The 21,761-nt window shown below is 60.3% G+C and carries 19 protein-coding genes; 9 read left to right on the top strand and 10 right to left on the bottom strand.

Annotated elements, in window-relative coordinates:
- Positions 1 to 199 precede the first annotated feature (199 nt).
- The 5 genes from colR (at position 200) to D3M70_RS29225 (ending at position 3,976) form a co-directional block, all read left to right on the top strand.
- Positions 200 to 883 (top strand): two-component system response regulator ColR, encoded by a 684-nt coding sequence (gene colR / locus D3M70_RS29245; protein ID WP_120129512.1) that lies wholly within the window; start codon positions 200 to 202, stop codon positions 881 to 883.
- A complete protein-coding gene (locus tag D3M70_RS29240) occupies positions 873 to 2,153 on the top strand; it encodes a HAMP domain-containing sensor histidine kinase (protein ID WP_120129510.1) in 1,281 nt (426 codons plus the stop codon). The genes colR and D3M70_RS29240 overlap by 11 nt, the downstream gene beginning before the upstream one ends.
- A 206-nt stretch (positions 2,154 to 2,359) precedes the next feature.
- Complete coding sequence (locus D3M70_RS29235; RefSeq protein ID WP_120129509.1) at positions 2,360 to 3,028, top strand: class I SAM-dependent methyltransferase; 669 nt, start codon at positions 2,360 to 2,362, stop codon at positions 3,026 to 3,028.
- Between the two features lie 4 nt (positions 3,029 to 3,032).
- Entirely contained in the window at positions 3,033 to 3,752 is a 720-nt protein-coding gene (locus D3M70_RS29230) for a lipopolysaccharide kinase InaA family protein (RefSeq protein WP_120129507.1), read from the top strand.
- Positions 3,749 to 3,976 (top strand): hypothetical protein, encoded by a 228-nt coding sequence (locus D3M70_RS29225; RefSeq protein ID WP_120129506.1) that lies wholly within the window; start codon positions 3,749 to 3,751, stop codon positions 3,974 to 3,976. Before D3M70_RS29230 ends, D3M70_RS29225 begins: the two co-directional genes overlap by 4 nt.
- A 52-nt stretch (positions 3,977 to 4,028) precedes the next feature.
- On the opposite strand, the gene D3M70_RS29220 is transcribed toward D3M70_RS29225, so the two are convergent.
- From D3M70_RS29220 to D3M70_RS29175, 10 genes are all read right to left on the bottom strand, one after another.
- On the bottom strand, positions 4,029 to 7,067 hold the full coding sequence (locus D3M70_RS29220) for a multidrug efflux RND transporter permease subunit (protein ID WP_120129504.1): 3,039 nt from the start codon (positions 7,065 to 7,067) through the stop codon (positions 4,029 to 4,031).
- Positions 7,068 to 7,081: 14 nt separating this feature from the next.
- A complete protein-coding gene (locus D3M70_RS29215) occupies positions 7,082 to 8,227 on the bottom strand; it encodes an efflux RND transporter periplasmic adaptor subunit (RefSeq protein ID WP_120129503.1) in 1,146 nt (381 codons plus the stop codon).
- Positions 8,228 to 8,368: 141 nt separating this feature from the next.
- The gene (locus D3M70_RS29210; protein ID WP_120129501.1) at positions 8,369 to 9,466 is read right to left on the bottom strand and encodes a DUF1513 domain-containing protein; all 1,098 of its coding nucleotides are present in this window, start codon (positions 9,464 to 9,466) and stop codon (positions 8,369 to 8,371) included.
- A 1-nt stretch (position 9,467) separates the two neighbouring features.
- Entirely contained in the window at positions 9,468 to 10,532 is a 1,065-nt protein-coding gene (locus D3M70_RS29205; protein ID WP_120129500.1) for an imelysin family protein, read from the bottom strand.
- A gap of 30 nt (positions 10,533 to 10,562) precedes the next feature.
- Positions 10,563 to 11,987 carry a di-heme oxidoredictase family protein gene (locus tag D3M70_RS29200; protein ID WP_120129498.1) on the bottom strand — a complete coding sequence of 475 codons (1,425 nt, stop codon included), beginning with the start codon at positions 11,985 to 11,987 and terminating at the stop codon, positions 10,563 to 10,565.
- A 145-nt stretch (positions 11,988 to 12,132) separates the two neighbouring features.
- Positions 12,133 to 12,672: an AP2/ERF family transcription factor gene (locus D3M70_RS29195; RefSeq protein ID WP_165869924.1), complete on the bottom strand. Its 540-nt coding sequence runs from the start codon at positions 12,670 to 12,672 to the stop codon at positions 12,133 to 12,135.
- A gap of 247 nt (positions 12,673 to 12,919) precedes the next feature.
- Positions 12,920 to 14,266: an imelysin family protein gene (locus D3M70_RS29190; protein ID WP_120129496.1), complete on the bottom strand. Its 1,347-nt coding sequence runs from the start codon at positions 14,264 to 14,266 to the stop codon at positions 12,920 to 12,922.
- Positions 14,267 to 14,526: 260 nt separating this feature from the next.
- Positions 14,527 to 16,578, bottom strand: coding sequence for a bifunctional diguanylate cyclase/phosphodiesterase (locus tag D3M70_RS29185; protein WP_120129495.1), 2,052 nt, complete (start codon positions 16,576 to 16,578; stop codon positions 14,527 to 14,529).
- 301 nt (positions 16,579 to 16,879) lie between these two features.
- The gene (locus D3M70_RS29180) at positions 16,880 to 17,476 is read right to left on the bottom strand and encodes a superoxide dismutase (RefSeq protein WP_081565283.1); all 597 of its coding nucleotides are present in this window, start codon (positions 17,474 to 17,476) and stop codon (positions 16,880 to 16,882) included.
- Between the two features lie 182 nt (positions 17,477 to 17,658).
- Positions 17,659 to 18,261, bottom strand: coding sequence for a LysE/ArgO family amino acid transporter (locus D3M70_RS29175; RefSeq protein WP_120129494.1), 603 nt, complete (start codon positions 18,259 to 18,261; stop codon positions 17,659 to 17,661).
- Positions 18,262 to 18,371: 110 nt separating this feature from the next.
- Between D3M70_RS29175 and D3M70_RS29170 the strand changes: the two genes are divergently transcribed.
- The 4 genes from D3M70_RS29170 to D3M70_RS32155 all read left to right on the top strand — a co-directional run bounded on the left by D3M70_RS29170 (position 18,372) and on the right by D3M70_RS32155 (position 21,692).
- A complete protein-coding gene (locus tag D3M70_RS29170; protein WP_120129492.1) occupies positions 18,372 to 19,271 on the top strand; it encodes a LysR family transcriptional regulator ArgP in 900 nt (299 codons plus the stop codon).
- 52 nt (positions 19,272 to 19,323) lie between these two features.
- Complete coding sequence (locus tag D3M70_RS29165) at positions 19,324 to 20,322, top strand: NAD(P)-dependent oxidoreductase (protein ID WP_120129491.1); 999 nt, start codon at positions 19,324 to 19,326, stop codon at positions 20,320 to 20,322.
- An 80-nt stretch (positions 20,323 to 20,402) separates the two neighbouring features.
- On the top strand, positions 20,403 to 21,263 hold the full coding sequence (locus D3M70_RS29160; protein WP_120129489.1) for an ATPase: 861 nt from the start codon (positions 20,403 to 20,405) through the stop codon (positions 21,261 to 21,263).
- A gap of 255 nt (positions 21,264 to 21,518) precedes the next feature.
- On the top strand, positions 21,519 to 21,692 hold the full coding sequence (locus D3M70_RS32155; RefSeq protein WP_165869923.1) for a hypothetical protein: 174 nt from the start codon (positions 21,519 to 21,521) through the stop codon (positions 21,690 to 21,692).
- The last annotated feature ends 69 nt before the right edge of the window (positions 21,693 to 21,761 follow it).

The following is a 21,761-nucleotide window of genomic DNA, read 5'->3' as shown; positions in this document are numbered from 1 at the left end:
TAGGTTGACCGAGAGCGTGCGGCAGTCTGGACACCACGCTGTCGGCGGGCTGTGAACCGGGAGTGAAAAAAACGTTATGAATACCGACGCTGGCCCTCTGGCGCACTTGGCCTTAAGCTGCCGCCAACTCTGACCTGATCGTGCAGGCATCTGGATGCTGTGCCGGGGTCTTGCCGTACTGCATATGGAGATAGGCCCCATGAGAATCCTGCTGGTTGAAGACAACCGCGACATCCTGGCAAACCTTGCCGATTATCTGGGATTGAAGGGTTATACCGTGGACTGCGCGCAGGATGGCCTGTCTGGCCTGCACCTGGCCGCTACCGAACATTACGACCTGATCGTGCTCGACATCATGCTGCCGGGCATCGATGGCTATACGTTGTGCAAGCGTCTGCGTGAAGACGCCCGCCGAGACACCCCGGTGATCATGCTTACCGCCCGCGATCAGCTCGACGACCGTTTGCAGGGCTTCCGGTCCGGTGCGGATGATTACCTGCTCAAGCCCTTCGCGCTGTCGGAACTCGCCGCGCGTATCGAAGCGGTACTGCGCCGTGCACAGGGTGGCGGCCGTCGTACGTTGCAGGTCGCTGAACTGATCTATGATCTGGACACCCTGGAAGTGACGCGCGAGGGACGTCTGCTCAAGCTCAACCCGGTTGGCCTCAAGCTGCTGGCGGTGTTGATGCAGAAGAGCCCACATGTATTGCGCCGTGAAGTTCTCGAAGAGGCGCTGTGGGGCGATGATTGCCCGGACAGCGACAGCCTGCGCAGCCACGTTCACCAGTTGCGTCAGGTGATCGACAAACCGTTCGACAAACCATTGCTGCAGACCGTGCACGGTGTCGGGTATCGCCTGGCCGAGGGCCGCGATGGAGTTTAAGCAAAGCCTCGCCCAGCGAATCATCATTGCCTTTGCCTTGATGAGCGCGCTGGTGGCTGGCTCCTTCGCCATGGGGATCGTTGCGACGGTGCATCTGGTCGAAGAAAAACTGATCTCGGCGGGGCTCGGTGGCGATCTGACTCGCCTGCTGCTGATGGACAGCGTCGAAGACTGGAGTCACCGCCCCGAGCCTGACCAACTGTTCTACTTTACGGGGGGGCCGGGAGACTTCGAGCTGCCCAAGGACTTGCGCCACCTGGAGCCCGGGTTCCACGAGGTGTTTCGAGGCCCGCTCTCGTATCACGCCATGGTCGAAGTGGTCGACGGGCGTCACTATGTCCTGCTGCAGGATCAGAGCGATTTCGAAGAGCGCGAGCGCGTGCTGTTCGCTGTCGTGTTGGTCGGGTTTGTGCTGGCGCTGGCCCTGGCGGTATTTCTTGGCTGGATCCTCGCACGTCGCGTGATGGCACCGGTCGTCCGGTTGGCCCGCCAGGTGCGTCATCGCGATCAGCTGCTTGGCCTGGCGCCACCGCTGGCACCTGATTATGCCGCCGACGAAGTGGGTGAACTGGCGGTTGCCTTCGACGCCACGCTCGGTCGCCTGCGCGATGCCTTGACTCGCGAGCGGATGTTCACCAGTGATGTGAGCCACGAGTTGCGAACGCCCCTGATGGTCCTCGCCAGCTCTTGCGAGTTGCTGCTGGAGACTCAGGCTCTGGATCAACGCGCCAGAGCGCAGGTCGAGCGGGTAGCGCGTGCCTGTGAGGAAATGCGTGACCTGGTGCAGACCTTCCTCATGCTTGCCCGCACTCAACGCGACGACGCCGCGATGAACCCGCAACTGACGCTGCAGGGCGCTGCGCAGCAATTATTGGCCCTCTGGCGGGAGCCCATCGAAGCCAAAGGGTTGCTGTTGGAGTACGACCCGGAACGGGCTTCCCAAGGAACGTACAACGCAACTTTCCTCTACGCGGTCATGGGCAACCTGCTGCGCAATGCCTTGCATTACACCGATAAGGGTTTCATCCGACTGACCTTGGTGCCGGAGGGTTTCACGGTGGAGGACTCTGGCGTCGGTATTCCCGAAGAAGAGCGCGAGGCGATGTTCCAGCCTTTCGTGCGTGGCAATGAACAGCGTGGCGAAGGGCTCGGTCTGGGGCTGTCGCTGGTCCAGCGCATCTGCGAAAACCAGGGCTGGACGGTCAGTCTGGAAACGCGCGAGCCCAATGGCTGTCGTTTCAGTGTAGCGTTGGGCAGGCATGCTGACTGATGCTGTCCTCGCAGGTGGCGAATCGGACTGTATAGACAATGTAAATGTTGCTGTGATCATACGCGTTATGGCCATATGCTAGCCCTATCGTCTGGTAAAACCCCGTAACATTTGCGCCGGTCAATGAACATTTTTTTCACATTCATATGACCTGGCAGTCACGGCTTTCTTCCTACTTTTGGCTGATCACTTCAGGAGATGCAGCCATGAGCAAGCGGATCGAGCTTGATTTCTCGCGCAAATACGACGACGAGCACGCCAAAAAATATTTGCGCAAACACAAGGACGGTTTGGCCAGGCGGTTGTCTGATCGTCGCGACAAGCAGCTCGCCCGACGCGCATTGGCGTTGGCTGGCGAGCCGGGGCTGGTTCTGGATCTACCGTGTGGTGCGGGTCGTTTCTGGCCGGTGCTGGCCGAAAAAGCCAATCGGGTGATCATCGGCGCCGACAACTCGGCATCGATGGTCAAGATTGCCTGTGAGTCGCAGTCGGCGGACGTGGTGAAACGGGTTCGACCCCTGCAGACCTCGGCGTTCGCCATCGATATGCCGGACAACGCAGTAGACAGCATTTTTTGCATGCGTCTGATGCATCACATTGGCGAGGCGAAGGACCGTGCTGTGCTGTTGAAGGAGTTCCACCGGGTAACGCGCGATAGCGTGATCATGTCGATGTGGGTGGATGGCAACTTCAAGTCGTGGAAGCGCAAGCGTGCCGAGCGCGCCCGGAACCAGGCGGGGTATCAGAACCGCTTCGTGATTCCGGCAGCGACCATCGAAGCCGAATTCGAACAAGCAGGTTTCCGTGTCCAGGAGCGACTGGATTTCCTGCCGTTGTACGCCATGTGGCGTGTGTATCTATTACGTAAGAGGTAACAGGATGGCCGTGGATTTTGCAGTTGAGTCGGGCGTTCCCGCCAAGGACCGTTTTGCCTATTTCTGGAACACCCGTGGCGATTGGGTCGAAGAACCCAACGTTCGTCGCGGTGGAGAAAGTGGCGTACAGCGCGTCGTGTCGGAGAATGGTCGCCTGCTGTACGTCAAACGGCAGGTCGGCCATATCTACCGCAGTTGGCTGCACCCGTTCGGGCGCCCGACTGTGCTGCGCGAGCGCGATGCGCTGGAAGGGTTGCGACAGCTTAATGTGAACGTGCCGCGCATGGTGTTCTGCGGCGCCGAACGCGATGAGAACAACGAGTGGCGTGCGTTGCTGGTGACCGCTTCTCTGGATGGCTATGACGAGTTCGAAAACTGGCTCAAGGCCGGTGGTCGTGAGCAGCATGGCGAGGCCGTTTACGAGCAGATGCTCAAGGAACTGGCCGAGAACCTGGCGCGTATGCACAAGGGTCGCTGGCAGCACAGCTGCATCTATATCAAGCATGTTTTTGTTCGCGTAACGGGCGAGGGCGCCAATGCCAAACCTGAAGTCGCCCTGATCGATCTGGAAAAATGCCGCCAGCGCCTGACCGCGTATGGCGCTGCTCAGCATGACATGAAACAACTGCGTCGCCATTCGTCGTTTCAACCCACGGACTGGAAGAAGCTCGTCTACTTTTACGAGACGGCGTTTGGCAGCCCTATCAAAGGTTTAGATCGATGAAGTTAGAACTGGCGCGAGGTTTTTTCGTTGTCGGGGCGTTGGGAGTCGCCTCCCTTGCCATGGCAGCCTGGGAACAACCCAGGCCACAGATTCTGAGCGCAGTACACGGCGAGGGGCAGTGCCCCCTGCCGCGGGTCGCCAAGGCAGAGTCGGCTGTGCGCCCGGATCATGATCTGCTGTTATTGATGTTCGGGCTGGCCCAGGGATCGGGGCCACAACATTGATGCAACCACCTGAATGAAAGCCCCGTTTATCGGGGCTTTTTTTGTGCGGCTGTTAATGCAGCGATCTCGGATCATCCTTCGCAGCCAACAAGGTATAAACACAAGGCAGTACAAATAATGTGAACAGCGTCCCCACCGACATGCCCGTCGCAATCACCAGACCAATGTCGAAACGGCTGACGGCGCCTGCGCCTGTCGCCAGAATCAGCGGCACCATGCCGAACACCATCGCGGCGGTGGTCATCAGCACCGGTCGCAGGCGAATGGCCGCGGCTTCTTCAACGGCTTCCCGAACACTGAGGCCCTTGTCTCGGCGCAACTGGTTGGCGAATTCGACGACGAGAATCCCGTGTTTGCTGATCAGGCCAATCAGTGTCACCAGTCCCACCTGGGTATAGATGTTGAGCGTCGAGACACCGAGAAACAGCGGAATCAGCGCGCCGCAGATCGACAGCGGCACCGTCACCAGAATCACCAGCGGATCGCGGAAGCTTTCGAACTGTGCTGCCAGCACCAGAAAGATGATCGCCAGCGCCAGGCCGAAGGTGACCCACAGTGCATTGCCTTCCTGCACGTACTGACGCGATGCTCCCGCGTAGTCATAGGCGAATCCTGCCGGCGCTTCTTCGCTGGCAATCTGGCGAACCGTCTCGATGGCTTCCCCCATGCTCACAAGCGGAAAGCCCGAGATGATCGCGGCGTTGAGCTGCTGGAACTGATTGAGCTGACGCGGCCTTGCGCGATCACTGACCTTGACCAGCGTCGACAGCGGCAACATCGTGCCCTCGGCGTTTTTCACGTAGTAGTTGGTCAGCCATTGCGGATTGTCACGGTAGGCGCGCTCTACCTGCGCGATGACCTTGTAGCTTCGTCCGTCGATGGTGAAGCGGTTGATCTCGGCCTCACCGAGCAGGGTCGCCAGACTGCCGCCCAGATCCTGCATCGACACGCCCATCTGCGCCGCCTTGGCGCGGTCGATGTCGACCACGACCTCCGGTTTGTCGAACGCCAGATCGACATCGAGGAAGGCGAACTTGCCGGACTCGGTCGCCCGCTTCTTGATCCGGTCCACCACTTCCAGCAGCGCCGGGTAATCGTTCGGCGTGTTGATCACGAACTGAAAGGGGAGCCCTTCACCGGTGCCCGGTAGCGACGGCAGGTTGAAGCCGAAAATCTGCAGGCCGGTGATCTGCTCGAGCTTGGCCTGGACCTCCGGGAGTAGCTGCATCTGCGTGCGGCTGCGTTCATCCCAAGGCTTGAGCAGGAAACCGCCGACGCCGGTCTGCACCCCATTGAACCCGTTGATCTGGAACGAGGAGTAGTACTCCGGGAATGCCTTGAAGATATCGATGAACTGGTCGGTGTACGTGTTCATGTAGTCGAGGTTGGTCGGCTGCGGCGAGGTCGCCATCATGAAGATGATGCCCTGATCCTCGTCCGGCGCCAGTTGTGACTGGCTGAACTTGAGGAACACCGGAATCAGGCACAACACCAGCACCGCGAAAACGATCACCACCGGCCGGGTATTCAGCGTGCCGTGCAGGATTCGCTGGTAACGCACTTTCAGGCCTTCGAAGATCTGATCCAGCTTGTGCGCCAACCCGCTGGGGTTCGCGTCGTGACGTAAGAGCAGCGCACACATCATGGGCGACAGGGTCAGGGCAATGATGCCGGAGATCACCACGGCACCGGCCAGCGTCAGGGCAAATTCCTTGAACAGCGCGCCGGTGAGCCCCTCGAGGAAACCGATGGGTGCGTACACGGCCGCCAGGGTGACGGTCATGGAGACCACCGGCATGGCGATTTCCCGGGCGCCTTCGAGCGCGGCATCGAAGGGCGTCTTGCCCTCCTCGATGTGGCGATGGATGTTCTCTACCACGACGATGGCGTCATCCACCACCAGACCGATCGCCAACACCATGGCCAGTAGCGTCAGCAGGTTGATCGAGTACCCCATCATTTGCATGAAAAACAGCACGCCGATCATCGACAGCGGGATGGTGATCACCGGAATCACCACCGAGCGCAATGCGCCGAGGAACAGGAACACCACGACGATGACGATCAGCACCGCCTCGATCAGGGTTTTCACCACCTCGTGAATAGACGCCTGGATGAACAGCGTGGCGTCGTAAGCGATGGACACCTTCAGGCTCGGCGGCAGCTGGCTTTCCAGCTCCGGCATGATCCGTCGCACTTCCTTGATCACGTCCAGCGGGTTGGAACTGGGCGTGCCCTTGATGCCGATGTAGACCGACGGCGTGCCGTCGAACGAGCTGACGGTGTCGTAGTTCTCGGCGCCCATTTCCACCCGCGCCACATCGCCGAGCAGTACGCGACTGTCGCCGACGGTTTTCAGCGGGATGGCGGCGAAAGTCTCGGCAGATTTCAGGTCGGTGGTAGCGTTGACGCTGGTGACCACGTATTCGCCTTTCACTTCACCGGCGGCGGAGAGGAAGTTGTACTTGCGCACGGCGTCAGTCACATCGGTGGCCGTCAGACCGAAGCCTGCGAGTTTCACCGGGTCCAGCCATAACCGCATGGCGAATACCTGATTGCCGAGGATCTCGGCCTCGGCCATGCCGGGCAGGGTCGCCAGCTTGGGCTGGATAACCCGTGACAGGTAATCGGTGATCTGCGGGTTGTTCAGCTCCGAGCTGTAGAAACTGATGTACATGAGCGCGGAGGCATCGGCGGCTTCCTTGCTCAGCACCGGGTCCTCGGCGTCTTGCGGCAACTTGTTCTTGACCTCGTTGGCCTTGGCCAGCAGTTCGGTGTACAGCCGGTCGGTGTTGGCGCCGATGCGCGCATAGATCGAGATCACCGAGAAATTCTGGCGACTGACCGAGGTCATGTAGTCGATGCCTTCGGCGCTGGCCAGACTTTGCTGCAACGGCTGGGTGATGTAGCCCTGAATGGTCTCGGCGTTGGCACCGGGGTAAGCGGTGGTCACAGTGATCAGGGCGTTTTCCATCTGCGGGTACTGGCGGATGGTCAGCTTGCTAAACGCCTGGAAACCCAGCAGCACGATCAGCAGGCTGATCACGCTGGCGAGCACGGGACGACGGATGAACGGGTCGGTGAATGCCATGGAAGCTCCTTTGATCAGTCAACCTTGGGCTGGCTGCTCGGTTGGGCTGCCTGATCGGCACTGATGGCGACGTGGGCGCCGTTGTCCAGCTTCAGCTGTCCACCGGTGACCACTTGCTCGCCCGCTTTCAATCCTTTGCTGATGATGACCACCCCGCCACGGCGTTCGCCGGTGTCGACGAAGCGGCGTTCCACGGCGAGTTGCTGTTCACCCTTGGCGTTTTTCTCCGGCTGGCCGTCGGCGCCTTTTTTCGGCACCACGACGAACACCGAATTGCCATACAAGGTGTAGGTGATGGTGCTTTCAGGCACGACCAGTTGTGGGGTGTCTTGACCGAGCAGCACCTGCAGGTTGGCGAACATGCCCGGCAACAGTTTGCCGTCGGGGTTAGGCAGGGTGGCGCGTACCAGCACGTTGCGCGTGGCGTCCTCGACCTTGGGGTTGATGGCGCTGATGCTGGCGTTGAAGACGCTGTCCGGGTAGGCCGCGACGCTGACCTGAACCGGCAGACCGATCGCCAGTTTCGGCAGCACTTGTTCAGGCACGAAGAAGTCGGCGTAGAGGCTGGTCAGGTCCTGAAGCGTGGCGATCACAGTGCCACTGGCGAGGTAATCACCGACGTCGACCTGACGGATGCCGATGGTGCCGTTGAACGGCGCGAGAATGCGTTTTTTCGCCAGTGAGGCGTTGAGTTGCGCGACGGTGGCGGCCGCTTTCTTCTGAGTGGCGGCGAGCTTGTCGAATTCGCCTCTGGAGATGGCTGCGTCCCCCACCAGCTTACTGCCCCGGCCATAGTCGACCTGAGCCAGACCCAGATCGGCTTCGGCGGTACCGAGCAAACCCTTCTCCACATCGCTGTCGAGTTGCAGCAGCGGCTGGCCGACTTTCACCTTTTGGCCGGACTCGAACAGAACGGCTTTGACGGTGCCCGCGACCTCCAGGCTCAGATCCACACCTTGCAAGGCCTTGAGACTGCCGATGGCCGGCAGACGGCTTTGCCACGGACGCTCTTCGACGATGGCGACCGCAACATTGATCGGCGGTTTCGGGGCGCTGAATTGCTGGATCTGTTTGTAGATCGAGAATGCCTTGTACCCTCCCAGGGCGAGCACCACGATCACCACAACCCCTAACATGATCAACATGCGGCGACGCAACATATTCCACTTCCTTGGAAAACAGATGAATCAGGCGAGCACGTTAATCGTGTCGCGGATTAGTTGCCAGTGGCAGGCCCGGATTTCGAAGCGCGCTGGTTTTTGGTGCGACGTCCCACTCCTGCAGAGTCCGTATTCGTACCCCTAGACCACATGCAAATGGTTGTCCCACAACCCCGCAGGCAGCTGCAGTGGTTGCGCCACCAGTGTGCTCTGGCGGCAATCGTAGAATCGGCAACGGCCTTGGCCAGAGGTTACGACAAAACCGTCGGCTACTGCGCCGACGCCAGCACAATCCGGCAACGGTGCATCGAGTCGCACTTCGCCGCTGTCCAGATCCCATATGAAGAAACGATTTCCGCGCGGCGCGGTTAAGGCCACCAGCCTCAATTCGTCATGCACGGCCACGCTGGCAGTGTAATGGGCCATGGCTTGCAGCTGTTGGTCGGCGACCGGGAAGGCCTGAAATGCCTGACCCGGGCGTTTGATCGCCAGGAGTTCAGCAGACTCGTGAGACGCGCCCATGAATTGCTGACCAGCGACGACAGTGCCGTCGCTGGCAATCGCCATGTGACGCACGCTGTTCATCTGTTGCGACAGGGTCTCCTTGCTCAGCAGCGTACCGTCCCGCTGCATCAGCACCAGACTCGGCTCCATGGCGTGGAGGTTCATTTCGACCCGGCTTTCAGCCTCGGTGCGGATGCCGCCGTTGGCCACCACCAGCGTCTCGCCGTCCGGCAGCCAGGACACCTGATGCGGCCCGATGCCGTGGGTCGGAATTTCGCCCGTGTGTTCCAGCCGCTCGCCGACGAAGCGATAAATGCCCAGCAGGCCGCGACCCGGTTCAGTGGTGTCGTTTTCGGTGGCGTACAGCCATTCGCCGCCTTTGTGAATGACGGCATGGCCGTAGAAATGCCGGTTCGGTTTCGAGGTGATGGTCTGCAAGAGGCGACCGTCGCGCAAGTCGATCAGGTAGCTTTCGGTTCCTGGTCTGCGCGCCACGAACAGCGCGATGGGAAGGTCCGGATGATTGATGATGTCGTGGCAACGCTGGGCGACATGGGTGGCGAACACCTGAGTGCCATCGACCCGATAACCCACCGCGTAGTGCCGGCCGTCACTGTCGTCACGGGCGGACAGCAGCAGCGGGCTTTCGCCTTTGCTTTTGAACAGCGTCCAGCCGCCCAGTGTGCAGGCGCTGAGAACGAGGCTGCCGAGAGCCAGAGCCTGACGTCGCAACATATCAGTCACCATCGTTGGCGTTGAAACCCAACTGGATGCCCAACGCCTTGGCCAGTTCGCCTTCATGCAGGCGGTGCACCACGTTAAGGCTGTCGTAGAACGCATTCAACTGCTGACGCCCTTGTTCGGTCGTCAGCAGTTCAACCAACGGTGGCTCCATCGCCGCCAGCTGTTTGCGGCTTTCTGCATAAGCGGCGTCGATCTTGTCCGCCAAGGGTTTCTGTTCGGCAGGCAGCAGGCCCCGCAGGCCATGGTTGTCTATGCCGGCCCAGACGGTTTCTGCGCTTTCCAGACTGGCTTGCAAACTGCTCAGCGAGGCCTTGCTGCGCCAGGCTTCGGCCTGGAACGGCTGAGGTACGCCCTTGGACTGACGGCCCAGCGGTGTGCCGAGTTTTTTCTTCAGGCTGTCCAGCGCGGTGACCTGAACCCGCAGCAGCTCGGCAATGGCTTCATGGGAATCGGCATAGCGCTGGTTCGGGAACTTGCTCAGTTGCGCGAGCATGCCGTCGGTACTGTTCCAGCTGTTGAGGATCTGCTCGGCCAGGTTTTTCTGGCGCTCGCCAATGGCCGTGAGCAGCGGGCAATAGCGGGCCTTCTGTTCTGCGGTCGCCATGTCGATCCCGGCGTCGAACAGAATGTACTCATAGGCTGACAGGCCCTGCACCACAACGCTGGATTTTGCCAGGGCATCGGCGCTGATCTGTGGCTGCGCGGTCACCAATTGCTCGACCTGACGACCGACAAGGTTTTTCTTGTCCGGCCAGAACTGGACCTGCCAGGCGCGATTGTCCTCGGCCAGCGGGCCGATCAGCAGCGGCTGCAGTTGGGCCCAGGCTTTCTGCGCATGCAGGAAATCGGCGCGTGCGGTGTCCAGATCGCTGTTGCCCTGACAGAACGCCAGCGAACTGACTGCCAACTGGCGGTCGGCGTCCACCCAGCGGCTGTAGGTCGGCAGAATCACCTGTTTGGCGATGGCAGCAGACGTCACAGCCTGTGGATCCGAGGGCGCGCAGGCACCCAGCGCGAGCGCGGCGAGGCTGGTGAATAACAGCTTGGGACGGAACATGTCCGGCTCCTTATCGTTCAGAAAATGCAGTTAAAGAGAGTTCAGGAACGCCAGCAGGGCAGCTCGCTGTTGTGCATCGAACGCCAACACCTGACGCTGCGCGGGCAACGCCTCGCCGCCATGCCAGAGCACGGCTTCCATCAGGTTGCGGGCGCGCCCGTCGTGCAGAAACTGCGTGTGGCCGCTGACCGTCTGTGTCAGCCCTAAGCCCCATAACGGCGGCGTGCGCCATTGTTGGCCGCTGGCGTGAAACTCGCTGAGGTTGTCCGCCAGCCCTTCGCCCATGTCGTGCAGCAACAGATCGGTGTAGGGGCGGATCACCTGATTCGCAAGCTCCGGTTCTACGGCATCGGCTGAGGTCGTGAACTGAGGCGTATGGCATTGCTGGCAACCGGCCTTGAAGAACAGGTTTTTACCGGCCAGCACCTGTGGGTCGGCGACATCCCGACGGGCCGGTACACCCAGGTTTCGAGCGTAGAAGGTCATCAGTCGCAATATGTTGTCGCTGACTTCCGGCTCACCGTCGGAGCCTTCGCCAGTTGGCGCATCGATGCAGGCCGTTTGTGACGGGGTGCAGTCGTCTGCGGGTTTCAGTCGGGATGTCAGCCCCATGTCGCCCGCCAATGCGTGAGCGTTCTGTTGATTGACGCTGGGCTGGGACGCTTTCCAGCCGAAACGTCCGAGTACGGTTTTTTGCTGCGCGTCGTCCCATACCCAATTGGGTGTGCCGGTGATGCCCGTGCCGTTCTCGTCGTCCGGATCGGCATTGGCAAGGATCGCCGCTTGTGGAATCGCTTCCAGCAGGCCCAGCCCTATCATCGGCGGAGCGATGCGTGCCGAGGCGCGTGCCTGAGGGTGCAGGGGACCATAACCCAGCTGCGTAATCCGCAAGGTAGGGCGACGCAAGTGGGCGGGTGTGCCGTCACGGAAGTGCACGGTCATGGAATCGTATTCGACGCGCACGCGGGCTTCAGGCGCGACGCCGGGTATGGCCATGTCCTGCAACTGCGTGCCATAGGTCGGTTCAGCAGTCAGCCCCAGTTGCTTCACGCCGGCATGTCCGGATTCGTCCGGAATGGACAACCGCACCAGCATCGATACCGCATTGCTGTCATCGGGCTCCGGAGGATGGCCTCGGCCGTCCCTGATATGGCAGTTCTGGCAGGCGTTGGTATTGAACAGCGGACCAAGACCGTCGCGGGCGGTGGTGGTCGAGGGGGCGATGACCCACGGGCTGCGGAAGAAACTGTTGCCGACGCTGAAGTCCAGCCGGCGCGTGGGAGAAAGGTTGGCCGACGGCAGGGAAAAGGCGTTGCGGTCGCTCTTGTTGACGGTGGCTGCGCCGCCAGACTGTGCTTCGCCGGGCTCGGCGGCGGCAAAACGCGGGGCGTCGTCACACCCGCCAAGGGCCCAGGCCATCAGCAGATAAAACGAGAGGCGGAACCGCGCAGTCATATACATCCTGCAAAGGGGGAAAATCGGGGCGAGCAAGCTTACCAGCCCCGTCTTTGAGGAATAAGAGCAATTAGCGTTTGTAAGTGCCTCTCGAAACGTGTTGTAACCAATTTCCCACCGGACCTGAAAGCCCGCGGAACACCCTTTAAACGCCGGTGATTTCCAGTGCCGGATTTTCCACCAGCAACTGCATCAAACGTCGTTCGCCTTCGACCACCTTGAAGGATCGGTAATCGCCAATGCCGTCGAGCTGGCGCTCGCGCTCACGGATCGCCAGCTCCTTGGCTCGTTCATAGCCGTAGTGCTCGACCCTGAAGGATTTCGTGACGCTGCTGCCATTACGCAACGTGGTACGTGCCACCCAGTAGGCGATGCCTGTGTAGCAGCGATAATGCACGCCCGGATAGCCACTGGTGTTGGTTGCGATGATCCGCTGTCGGACATCGCGACTGAGTTTGGGCAGGTGCGCAAGCAGCAGTTGGTCGCGGCATTCGTCAGCCGCTTTGCGGGCCGCGTCGCGTCCGCCGTAGCGAGAGAATGAGAACAGTCTGTTGAAGGTTCTGCCGTCACGATAGATCGTCACCTTCCAGGCGCGGGGGCCCTTGATGCCGACCAGTAGGTGGATGCCGTAATCGTTGGCTTTGAGTTTGCTGACGCGGCGCCTTTTATTGTCTCTCTTGGGCACTGTCTGTCTCCTCCTGGATGGGATGGGGTCAAGGAAGTGCGCATGATCGACGGCGAACAAGAGGGGTTCAATCCGACAAAGAGTGAACAGGAAATGCCCTACAGAACTTACGGACCGGTCCTCGGAACAGGCCCGTTTTACGGGGTTTTCAGCTAGATTCGCGGCATGAAAAAGGCCGACTCGGATGACGAGTCGGCCTTCTTTTTGATGTGCATCCTTGCGCCTGATGGCGCGGGTTCATCTTCGATCAGAACGCGTGATCGGCGTTGTCCGGGTTCAGGTCTGTGATGCCCAGTTTGCCAGCCGCCTGTTCGATGCCGCCGGTCTGCTTGACCAGTGCGGCAATCGCGTCACGAACGACTTGATTGCCTGCGGTGTTGCCGGCAGCGATCAGTTGATCGAAATGCTCACGCTTGTTGGCGGGATCGACGAGCACCTGCAGCTGGGCCTGAGTGGCGTCCAGATCGGCACGCAGCGTCGTGTCGGTCGCGGCATCGACCTTGGCGACCAGCGAAGACAGGCTCGGCCCGGTGACCTTGCTGCCGTCTACGCGGGTGTACTCGCCCAGGTAGACGTTGCGGATGCCCAGGGCGTTATAGAAGTGCGAGTTATGGGTGTTGTCGCTGAAGCAGTCGTGCTCGTCTTCGCTGGAGTTGGCTTCCAGCGCGACCTTCATGCGTTCACCTGCCAGTTCGCCCAGCGACAGGCTGCCCATGCCGAAGAGGATCTTGCGCAGACCGCTTTCACCCGGCTCGGCTTCGAGCGTGGCACGGTAGTTGTCGGCCACTCCCGGTTTCCAGTTGTTGACCATTTCTTCCAGGTCGCTGACCAGCAGATCCGTCGCAGCTTTCAGGTAGGCGCGACGACGATCGTTATGGCCCCCGGTGCCGCCCTGGCCTTCGACGTAATCGCTGGCAGGACGCTCGCCAGCGCCCGGACCGTTGCCGTGCAGATCCTGGCCCCAGAGCAGGAATTCGATGGCGTGATAGCCGGTGGCAACGTTGGCTTCTGAGCCACCCAGTTCGTTGAGGCTGGCGAGTTTTTCAGGGGTGATTTGGGTGACGTCGACCTTGTCTTCACCCACCTGCACCGATGTATTGGCGATGATGTTGGCGGTAGCGCCCGGATTGCCCAGCGCGTGTTGATAGTCCTTGGCGACGTAATCGATCAGGCCTTCGTCCAGTGGCCAGGCGTTCACCTGACCTTCCCAATCGTCGATGATGGTATTGCCGAAGCGGAACACTTCACTCTGCATATAGGGCACACGGGCGGCGAGCCAGGCAGCGCGGGCGGCTTCGAGGGTCTGATCGTTCGGTGTCGCGAGGAATGCGTCGACAGCGGTGCTGAGTGTCTTGGCGGTGGATTCGGCGTCGCTGAATACGGCGAACACGATGTTCGCATAGTTCGCGACGACTGCCTTGGCAGCTGCATCGTCGGTCTGGGCTGGCGCGGCGGCCGGGGCAGCTGCCGGGGTAGCAGCAGCCGGAGCCGGGGTCGGTGCGGTTGCAGCGGGCTTGTCCTTGCCTTGGTCACAACCGGCCAGAGCGATAGCGATGGCCAGCAGACTGGCAGTTGCCAGGGGCATACGAATCATGACGGAATCCTGCGTCGAAAGAGGGGAGAACGTTGGCGAGCGCCAAAAAAAAGCTGCGCCATAATGCGAAGGATTTGCATTCTGTGTAAAGGCAAAACGCCCTGACGGGGGAGGGGAGATATTTCAAGCTGTTACAAGGGTTTCAGGCGCTGAAAGGTGGGGGGCGATTATCGGAGGGATCTGTAGCGGAACATCCTGCCGACGGCGGCGGTAATGTTAACGCCGTCGCCGCAACGCGCGCCGCGAAAGGGTGTTGCCGATTACAAAACCCCGACGTGACTGCGATGCGCCTGCTTCAGATAAGACAGCAGCTCGCGGGCCGGCAGCGGCTTGCTGTAGAAGTAGCCCTGACCCTCGTGGCATCCCTCGGAAATGATGTAAGCCTCTTGCTCGGTGGTTTCCACACCTTCGGCAATGACTTGCATCCCCAGACTTTTGCCAAGCTGGATGATGGCGCGCACGATGGTGGCGTCGTCATCGTCGTCGATCAGGTCTTGAACAAAGCTCTTGTCGATCTTGATTTTGTCCAGCGGCAGACTTTTCAGATAACTCAGCGATGAATAGCCCGTGCCGAAGTCATCAATGGCGATCAGTGCACCGGAGCGACGCAGGCTGAGCAAGTGTTGAGCGGCGGTGCTGATGTCTTCCATCAGGCCGGTTTCGGTGACTTCAAGCTCCAGACTGCGCGGCGGCAGGCGATAGATCTGCAGCAGGTTGTTGACCACGCGGGGCAGTTCCGAGTGGTGCAGTTGAACCGTCGAAAGGTTAACCGCCATGCGCAGGTCGGAGAAGCCTTGATCGTGCCATTCGCGCAGCTGTTTGCACGCCTGATCCAGCACCCATTCGCCAATGGCGATGATCGAGCCGTTCTGTTCGGCCAGCGGAATGAACTGGTCGGGCGGCACGAAGCCGTGCTCGGGGTGAACCCAGCGAATCAGCGCCTCGACCCCCACCACGCGTTGATCGCGGTAGCTGATCTGCGGCTGGTAGACGAGGTGAAACTGATTGCGCACCAAGGCTTCTCGCAGGTCCTTTTCCAGCTCGCGGCGGCGGCGCATCTCGCTGTCGACGCTGGCAATGTAGAACTGATAACGGTTGCGCGAACGGGTCTTGGCCAGGGTCATGGTCTGTTCGGCTTTCTGCAGCAGTTTCTCGGTGCTGTCGCCATCTTCCGGGAACAAGGTGATGCCGATGGTGGCGCGCAGGCGGATTTCCTGCTGGTCGAGCGCGAATGGAGCTTCCAGGTCATCGAGAATGTTTTGCGCCAGTTCGGCGGCTTCGTAAGGCTGTTCGATGTCGGCCTGGACCAGCGCGAACTGATCGCCACCCAGGCGCGCCAGCGCTCCCAGCCGCCCGCTGTGTCCGCGCAGGCGATCGGCCAGCGCCAGCAGTAATTGGTCACCCGTCTGATAACTGAACTGCTCGTTGATGCCTTTGAAATCATCCAGCCCGACGCACAGCACGGCGACCCGGTGTTGCACCCGACCGGCATCGATCAGGATCTTGTCCAGCTGTTGCTGTAATTGCTGACGATTGGGCAACCCGGTGAGAAAGTCATACTGCGCCATGCGAAGCAGACTGGATTCGGCCTCGTGGCGCAGGTGCGTGTTGCGCTCGATGGAGGCCAGCAGCTGGTTGGCGGTATTGACCCAGAGGCCCAGTTCGTTCTTTTCATGCCCCTTGAGCAGCGGCAATTGGTGCTCGCTCGGGCGGTCGGGGTTGATGGTGGTCAGGTGTTCGATGATGCGTGACAGGGGTTTGGTCAGCAGCCAGTGATAGACCAGATACAGCACCAGCCCCATGGCCAGCGCACGCAGCACGCCGGAGATGAAGATGATCATCGAGTTGGTCAGGAAGCCTTCGCCGTAGGTGGCGGTGTCTAGGGTGATGCGCAGATCGCCGTAATATTCGCTGTACGGGCTACGGCCCACCAGTTGGGTGGTGAAACTGCGTTCCTGGCCGAGAATCGGGTCGGTCAGCCAGCGGGTGGGCGTTGACTGCAGGTCTCGGGTTTTCTCCGCGAGCAGCGTTTCGTTGGGATGACCGATGGACGCCATGCGCACGGCCTTGTCCTGGAACAGGCCCTCGATGACTTGCATGCCCATTTCCCGGTCCAGGCTATAGACAGCCTGAGTCGACGGGTCGCGGAACATGTCGAGAATACGCCCGGCGTCGGTGGCGACCGCTTGACGGGTCTTGTAAGCGTCATAAACGATCTGCGCGCAGCTGAGCACAACGCCGACGATCAGCGCTGAAAGCAACACCACACGCAGCAGCTTCACCGACAAGCTGTTTTTGAGTTCCAGCTTCAAATGGGCATTCCTTCATCCATGCTGATAGCGGGTGACTGTATGCAAGCATTGGCAATGCAGGCTTCGGGGTCAAGGTCTTGAAACCCTGACCTGTTTCATCCAGATAACGAATCACATGCAGGCAAGTAAGGCTATCACCACTGTGTCGGTCAGCAGGGGGCGGAACTTGAGCCTCGTTTCGTCGTTCAGACCGAAATTGATATTAGTCCGCTATCGTCCGCTGACAATACAAAATGGACGAACAGATGGCGAAAAAAAACCCGGCCAGGCCGGGTTTTCATTCAAGCAGCTACCTGACGTATCAGGCGGTGAAGGTCTTGCCTTCGAACTGCTCGGCGACGAACTTCCAGTTCACCAGGTTCCAGAACGCCTCGACGTATTTTGGACGCAGGTTACGGTAGTCGATGTAGTAAGCGTGTTCCCAGACGTCGCAGGTCAGCAGCGGGGTGTCGCCGCTGGTCAGCGGGTTACCGGCGCCGATGGTGCTGGCCAGAGCCAGGGAGCCGTCAGCTTTCTTCACCAGCCAGCCCCAGCCGGAGCCGAAGGTGCCGATGGAAGTCTTGCTGAACTCTTCCTTGAACTTGTCGAAGGAACCAAATGCAGCGTTGATCGCGTCAGCCAGTGCGCCGGTTGGTTGGCCGCCGGCGTTTGGCGCCAGGCAGTTCCAGTAGAAGGTGTGGTTCCAGACCTGGGCTGCGTTGTTGAAGATACCGCCCGAGGAAGACTTGACGATTTCTTCCAGAGTCTTGCCTTCGAACTCGGTGCCAGGCACCAGGTTGTTCAGGTTCACGACATAGGTGTTGTGGTGCTTGTCGTGGTGGTATTCCAGAGTTTCCTTGGAGATGTGCGGTGCCAGAGCATCATGAGCGTACGGCAGCGGCGGCAATTCAAAAGCCATGGTAATTCTCCTAATCAGGTCAGTTGCGGTTTGCGCAAGGCCGATCACGGGCGGCCAGACAGAACATACGCCGGCGAGTTTTGTACTCTTTGCGGCGCAGGGTTCTGGATCATAGCACCGGGTCCGGCCCATAACCACGCAACAACTGTGTGGGATAGAGGTTCCAGAGCATTGCCCGAGAATTACCCGGTCCTGATGAGCTGCGCCGCCACGCTGAACATCATTACGGCCACCATCAGATCCAGCAGGCGCCAGGTCGCTGGGCGTGCGAGCCATGGGGCCAGCCAGGCGGCGCCGATCGCCAGTGTCGAGAACCACAGCAGCGAAGCGCTGGCCGCGCCGAACACATAGGCGCCGGGCACTGATTGTTGAGCGCCGAGGGTGCCGATGAGCAGCACGGTATCGAGATAGACGTGAGGGTTGAGCAGTGTCACAGCCAAGGCCGTCAGCAAGACCGCCCGGCGCGAACGCTGACCGTTGGCCTCGCCTTCGTGCAGGCTCTGCGGCGAAATTGCGCGGCGCAAGGCTTTTGCGCCGTACCACACCAGAAATACAACGCCGCCCCAGCGGGCCACGGCCAACAGCGTCGGGTTATGCGCCAGCACGCTCGCCAGCCCGAACACCCCTGCGGTCACTAATACTGCATCGCAGACAATGCACAGCAGGGCCACTGAAAGATGATGTTCGCGTCGCAGGCTCTGCGCCAGAACGTAGGCGTTCTGGGTGCCGATCGCCATGATCAGACCGAACGCGACCAATAGGCCGTTGAGGTAGCTTTGCCACATGGTGTCGTGCTCCGGGAATACATGACGCTGACAGCGTTTGAGGTGGCAATTGTCCAAGGAATACGCGTATAAGAAAAAGCAATAATACTCATCGCTCATTAGGAAAACTGATGTTCGACTACAAATTGCTCGCCGCGCTGGCTGCGGTGATCGAACAGGCTGGATTCGAACGCGCCGCGCAGATCCTGGGGTTGTCGCAGTCGGCCGTGTCCCAGCGGATCAAACTGCTGGAGGCGCGTATTGGTCAGCCGGTTCTTGTACGCGCCACTCCGCCGACGCCTACGGAAATTGGCCGACGTCTGCTCAACCATGTGCAACAGGTGCTCTTGCTTGAGCGCGATCTGCAAAGCATGGTGCCAACGCTGGACGAACACGGGATGCCCGAGCGCCTGCGCATCGCCATCAATGCCGACTCGCTCGCGACCTGGTGGGCTCTGGCGGTCGGGGATTTCTGCGCTGAGCATCAGTTACTTACCGAACTGGTAGTGGAAGATCAGGATGTCGGCCTCAAGCGCATGCGAGCCGGGGAGGTCGCTGCGTGTGTCTGCGGCAGCGAACGACCGGTGGCGGGAGCGCGGAGCCTGTTATTGGGGGCGATGCGTTATCGTGCCCTCGCGAGCCCGGCGTTCATCGCTCGGCATTTTCCGTCCGGCGTCACCGCGCAAGGCTTGGCGCGCTCGCCTGCGCTGGTCTTCGGGCCGGATGACTTTCTTCAGCATCGCTATCTGGCGTCGCTGGGGGTGGAAGGGGGCTTCGAGCACCATTTGTGTCCGTCATCCGAAGGCTTTATTCGCATGACCGAGGCCGGCATGGGCTGGGGGCTGGTGCCCGAGTTGCAGGTTCGCGAGCAGTTGGGGGGCGGGAAACTGGTGGAATTGTTGAGCGATCGCTGCATCGATGTGCCGTTGTACTGGCATCATTGGCGCAACGGAGGGCAGTTGTTGAATCAACTGACCGACCATCTGGCGAAAAAAGCCGGGCAATGGCTGGTGCCGCCAGGGGCACAGTGAGCGTCATCTGAGCACAGGGCGTTTTCTGATTCATGAATGGTTGGAGCGGTAAATGAAGATTCTGGTCACCGGCGCAAGCGGCTTCATCGGCGGACGTTTCGCGCGTTTTGCCTTGGAGCAGGGGCTGAGCGTTCGGGTCAACGGCCGTCGCCCGGAAGGTGTCGAACACCTCGTGCGGCGCGGCGCCGAGTTCATTCACGGGGATTTGAGCGACCCTGAGCTGGTGCAGGCACTCTGCGATGACGTCGAAGCCGTGGTTCATTGCGCTGGCGCGGTCGGTACGTGGGGGCGGCATCAGGACTTTCACCAGGGCAACGTTCAGGTCACCGAGAATGTGGTCGAGGCCTGCCTCAAACAGCAGGTGCGGCGCTTGGTGTACCTGTCCTCGCCATCGATCTATTTCGATGGTCATTCGCACCTGGACATTCGTGAAGAGCAGGTACCCAAACGATTCCACAATCACTACGCCGCGACCAAATACCTGGCTGAACAGAAGGTATTCGGCGCCGAAGAGTTCGGGCTGGAAGTCATCGCGCTATGCCCGCGTTTCGTCACCGGAGCGGGTGACACCAGCATTTTCCCGCGCCTGTTGCAGATGCAGCGCAAGAAGCGCCTGTCGATCATCGGCAACGGTCTGAACAAGGTGGATTTCACCAGCATCCAGAACCTCAATGAAGCCCTGCTCAGCAGTCTGCTGGCCACAGGGTCGGCATTGGGCAAGGCGTACAACATCAGTAACGGCACGCCACTACCTCTCTGGGACGTGGTCAACTACGTGATGCGCCAGATGCAGTTGCCGCCGGTGACGCGTTATCGCTCGTACGGTCTGGCATACAGCGCCGCGGCGATCAACGAAGCGGCATGCATGATCTGGCCGGGCCGGCCAGAACCCACGCTGTCCCGAGTGGGCATGCAGGTCATGAATCGAGATTTCACACTCGATATCAGTCGCGCTCAGTATTATCTGGACTACCAGCCCAAGGTCAGCGTCTGGACCGCGCTCGACGAGTTTTGCAGTTGGTGGAAGGCGCAACACGGCGGGGCGCTTTAAAACAGCTTGCGATTCAGAGGGTCCTACGTCGGCGGGTATACTGCCGCCATTCAGATTCAGTGGTTTTCAAAGGTAAATGCATGCGCAAAGATCCGTATGACGACGTCGATGACGTCCCGAGCCTCAGCGCCAAAGATGATGACGAGGACTTCATCCCGACCGTTGGTGCTCGTGAGCGCACCACGGTGTATTCCCGGACCACGCCGGTCGTCAAGGTCAAAGCCCCCGGCACCGGCGCGCTTTGGGCGTTGATCGGTGCGCTGTTCATCGCTTTTTGCGGCCTGGGCTGGTGGAGTTTTCAGCAAGTGTCGCTGATGGAGCAGCAACTGGTCGCGACTCAGGAAAGCTTCGCGCGGATCAGTGAGGAAGCGGCGGGGCGTCTGCAGGACATCTCCGGCAAGGTTGTTGCGAGTGAATCGGTCGCCAACAGTGGCGGTGAGGCGCTCAAAGCGCAGATCAAACAGTTGCAGGATCAGCTCGCCGATCAGAGCAAGCAGCAGCAGGGCGTCGCCGGCGTGCAAGGTGGGCTGGACAAGCGTCTGGAACAGATCGCCACTCAGGCCACCCAGCAGCAGGCGACCAACCAGCAGTTGCAGGATCAACTCAAGGCGGTGTCCACGGAATTGGCGGCGGTGAAGGCTGCGATGCCGGATGGTAAATCGGCCCAGGCGCAGCAGGACCGTCTGGATTCTGAGCTCAAGGGGCTGAGTGCGGACGTCGCGAATCTGAAAAAGAGCAATACCGGGCAGGCCATCGAGCGTCTGGAACAGGACATGATCGTGCTCAAGAGCGAGCAGGAAAATCGTGCGGCGCAACCGGCTGCTTCTGGGGCGAGTACCGCGGAGTTCGATGCGTTTCGTGGGCAGATGACCCGGACGATCAATACGTTGCAGAGCCAGATCCAGACGTTGTCGCAGCAGATTAATGCGCGTAAGCAGTGATATTGGGTTTGTTGCGCAGGGAGTAATGTGTACAGCCGTTTTTCTTGGGGCGCTGTTAGGGGCTCTGGCTAACGCCAGACCTGTTTCGCCTTCGGCGAGTTACTTGAAAATCGGAATGCCGCACCACCACCAAGTAACCAAGTGTCCTTGCTCCTGGTTTGGCGACTCCTTCGTCGTCGTTCCTTAACGAAGGCGACGCTCCGTGGGCCCGCCGCCATCCGCCATCCATGGCGGGGGGCGGCTCTCGCGGCATCCATGCCGCTCGGCCCACTCCACGCCACCTGCGTTCAGCCTGCACCCAAGTCGCGATTGGTGCCGTCTGGACTATTGCGCACGAAGATCAAGATCAAGATCAAGATCAAGATCAAGATCTACGGCTACGGCTACGGCTACGGCTACGGAGCGCGACTGCGAACACCGAACCTGTAGCAGTCCGGCTTGCCGGCGGTGGCGATCTTGAGTGTGCCACCGCCAGCAAACGGAACGCCGCTCGGCCCG

Origin of the sequence: Pseudomonas sp. LS-2 (assembly GCF_003605735.1) — a bacterium.
Lineage (GTDB): Bacteria > Pseudomonadota > Gammaproteobacteria > Pseudomonadales > Pseudomonadaceae > Aquipseudomonas.
This window is presented reverse-complemented; position numbering and strand designations above follow the sequence as displayed.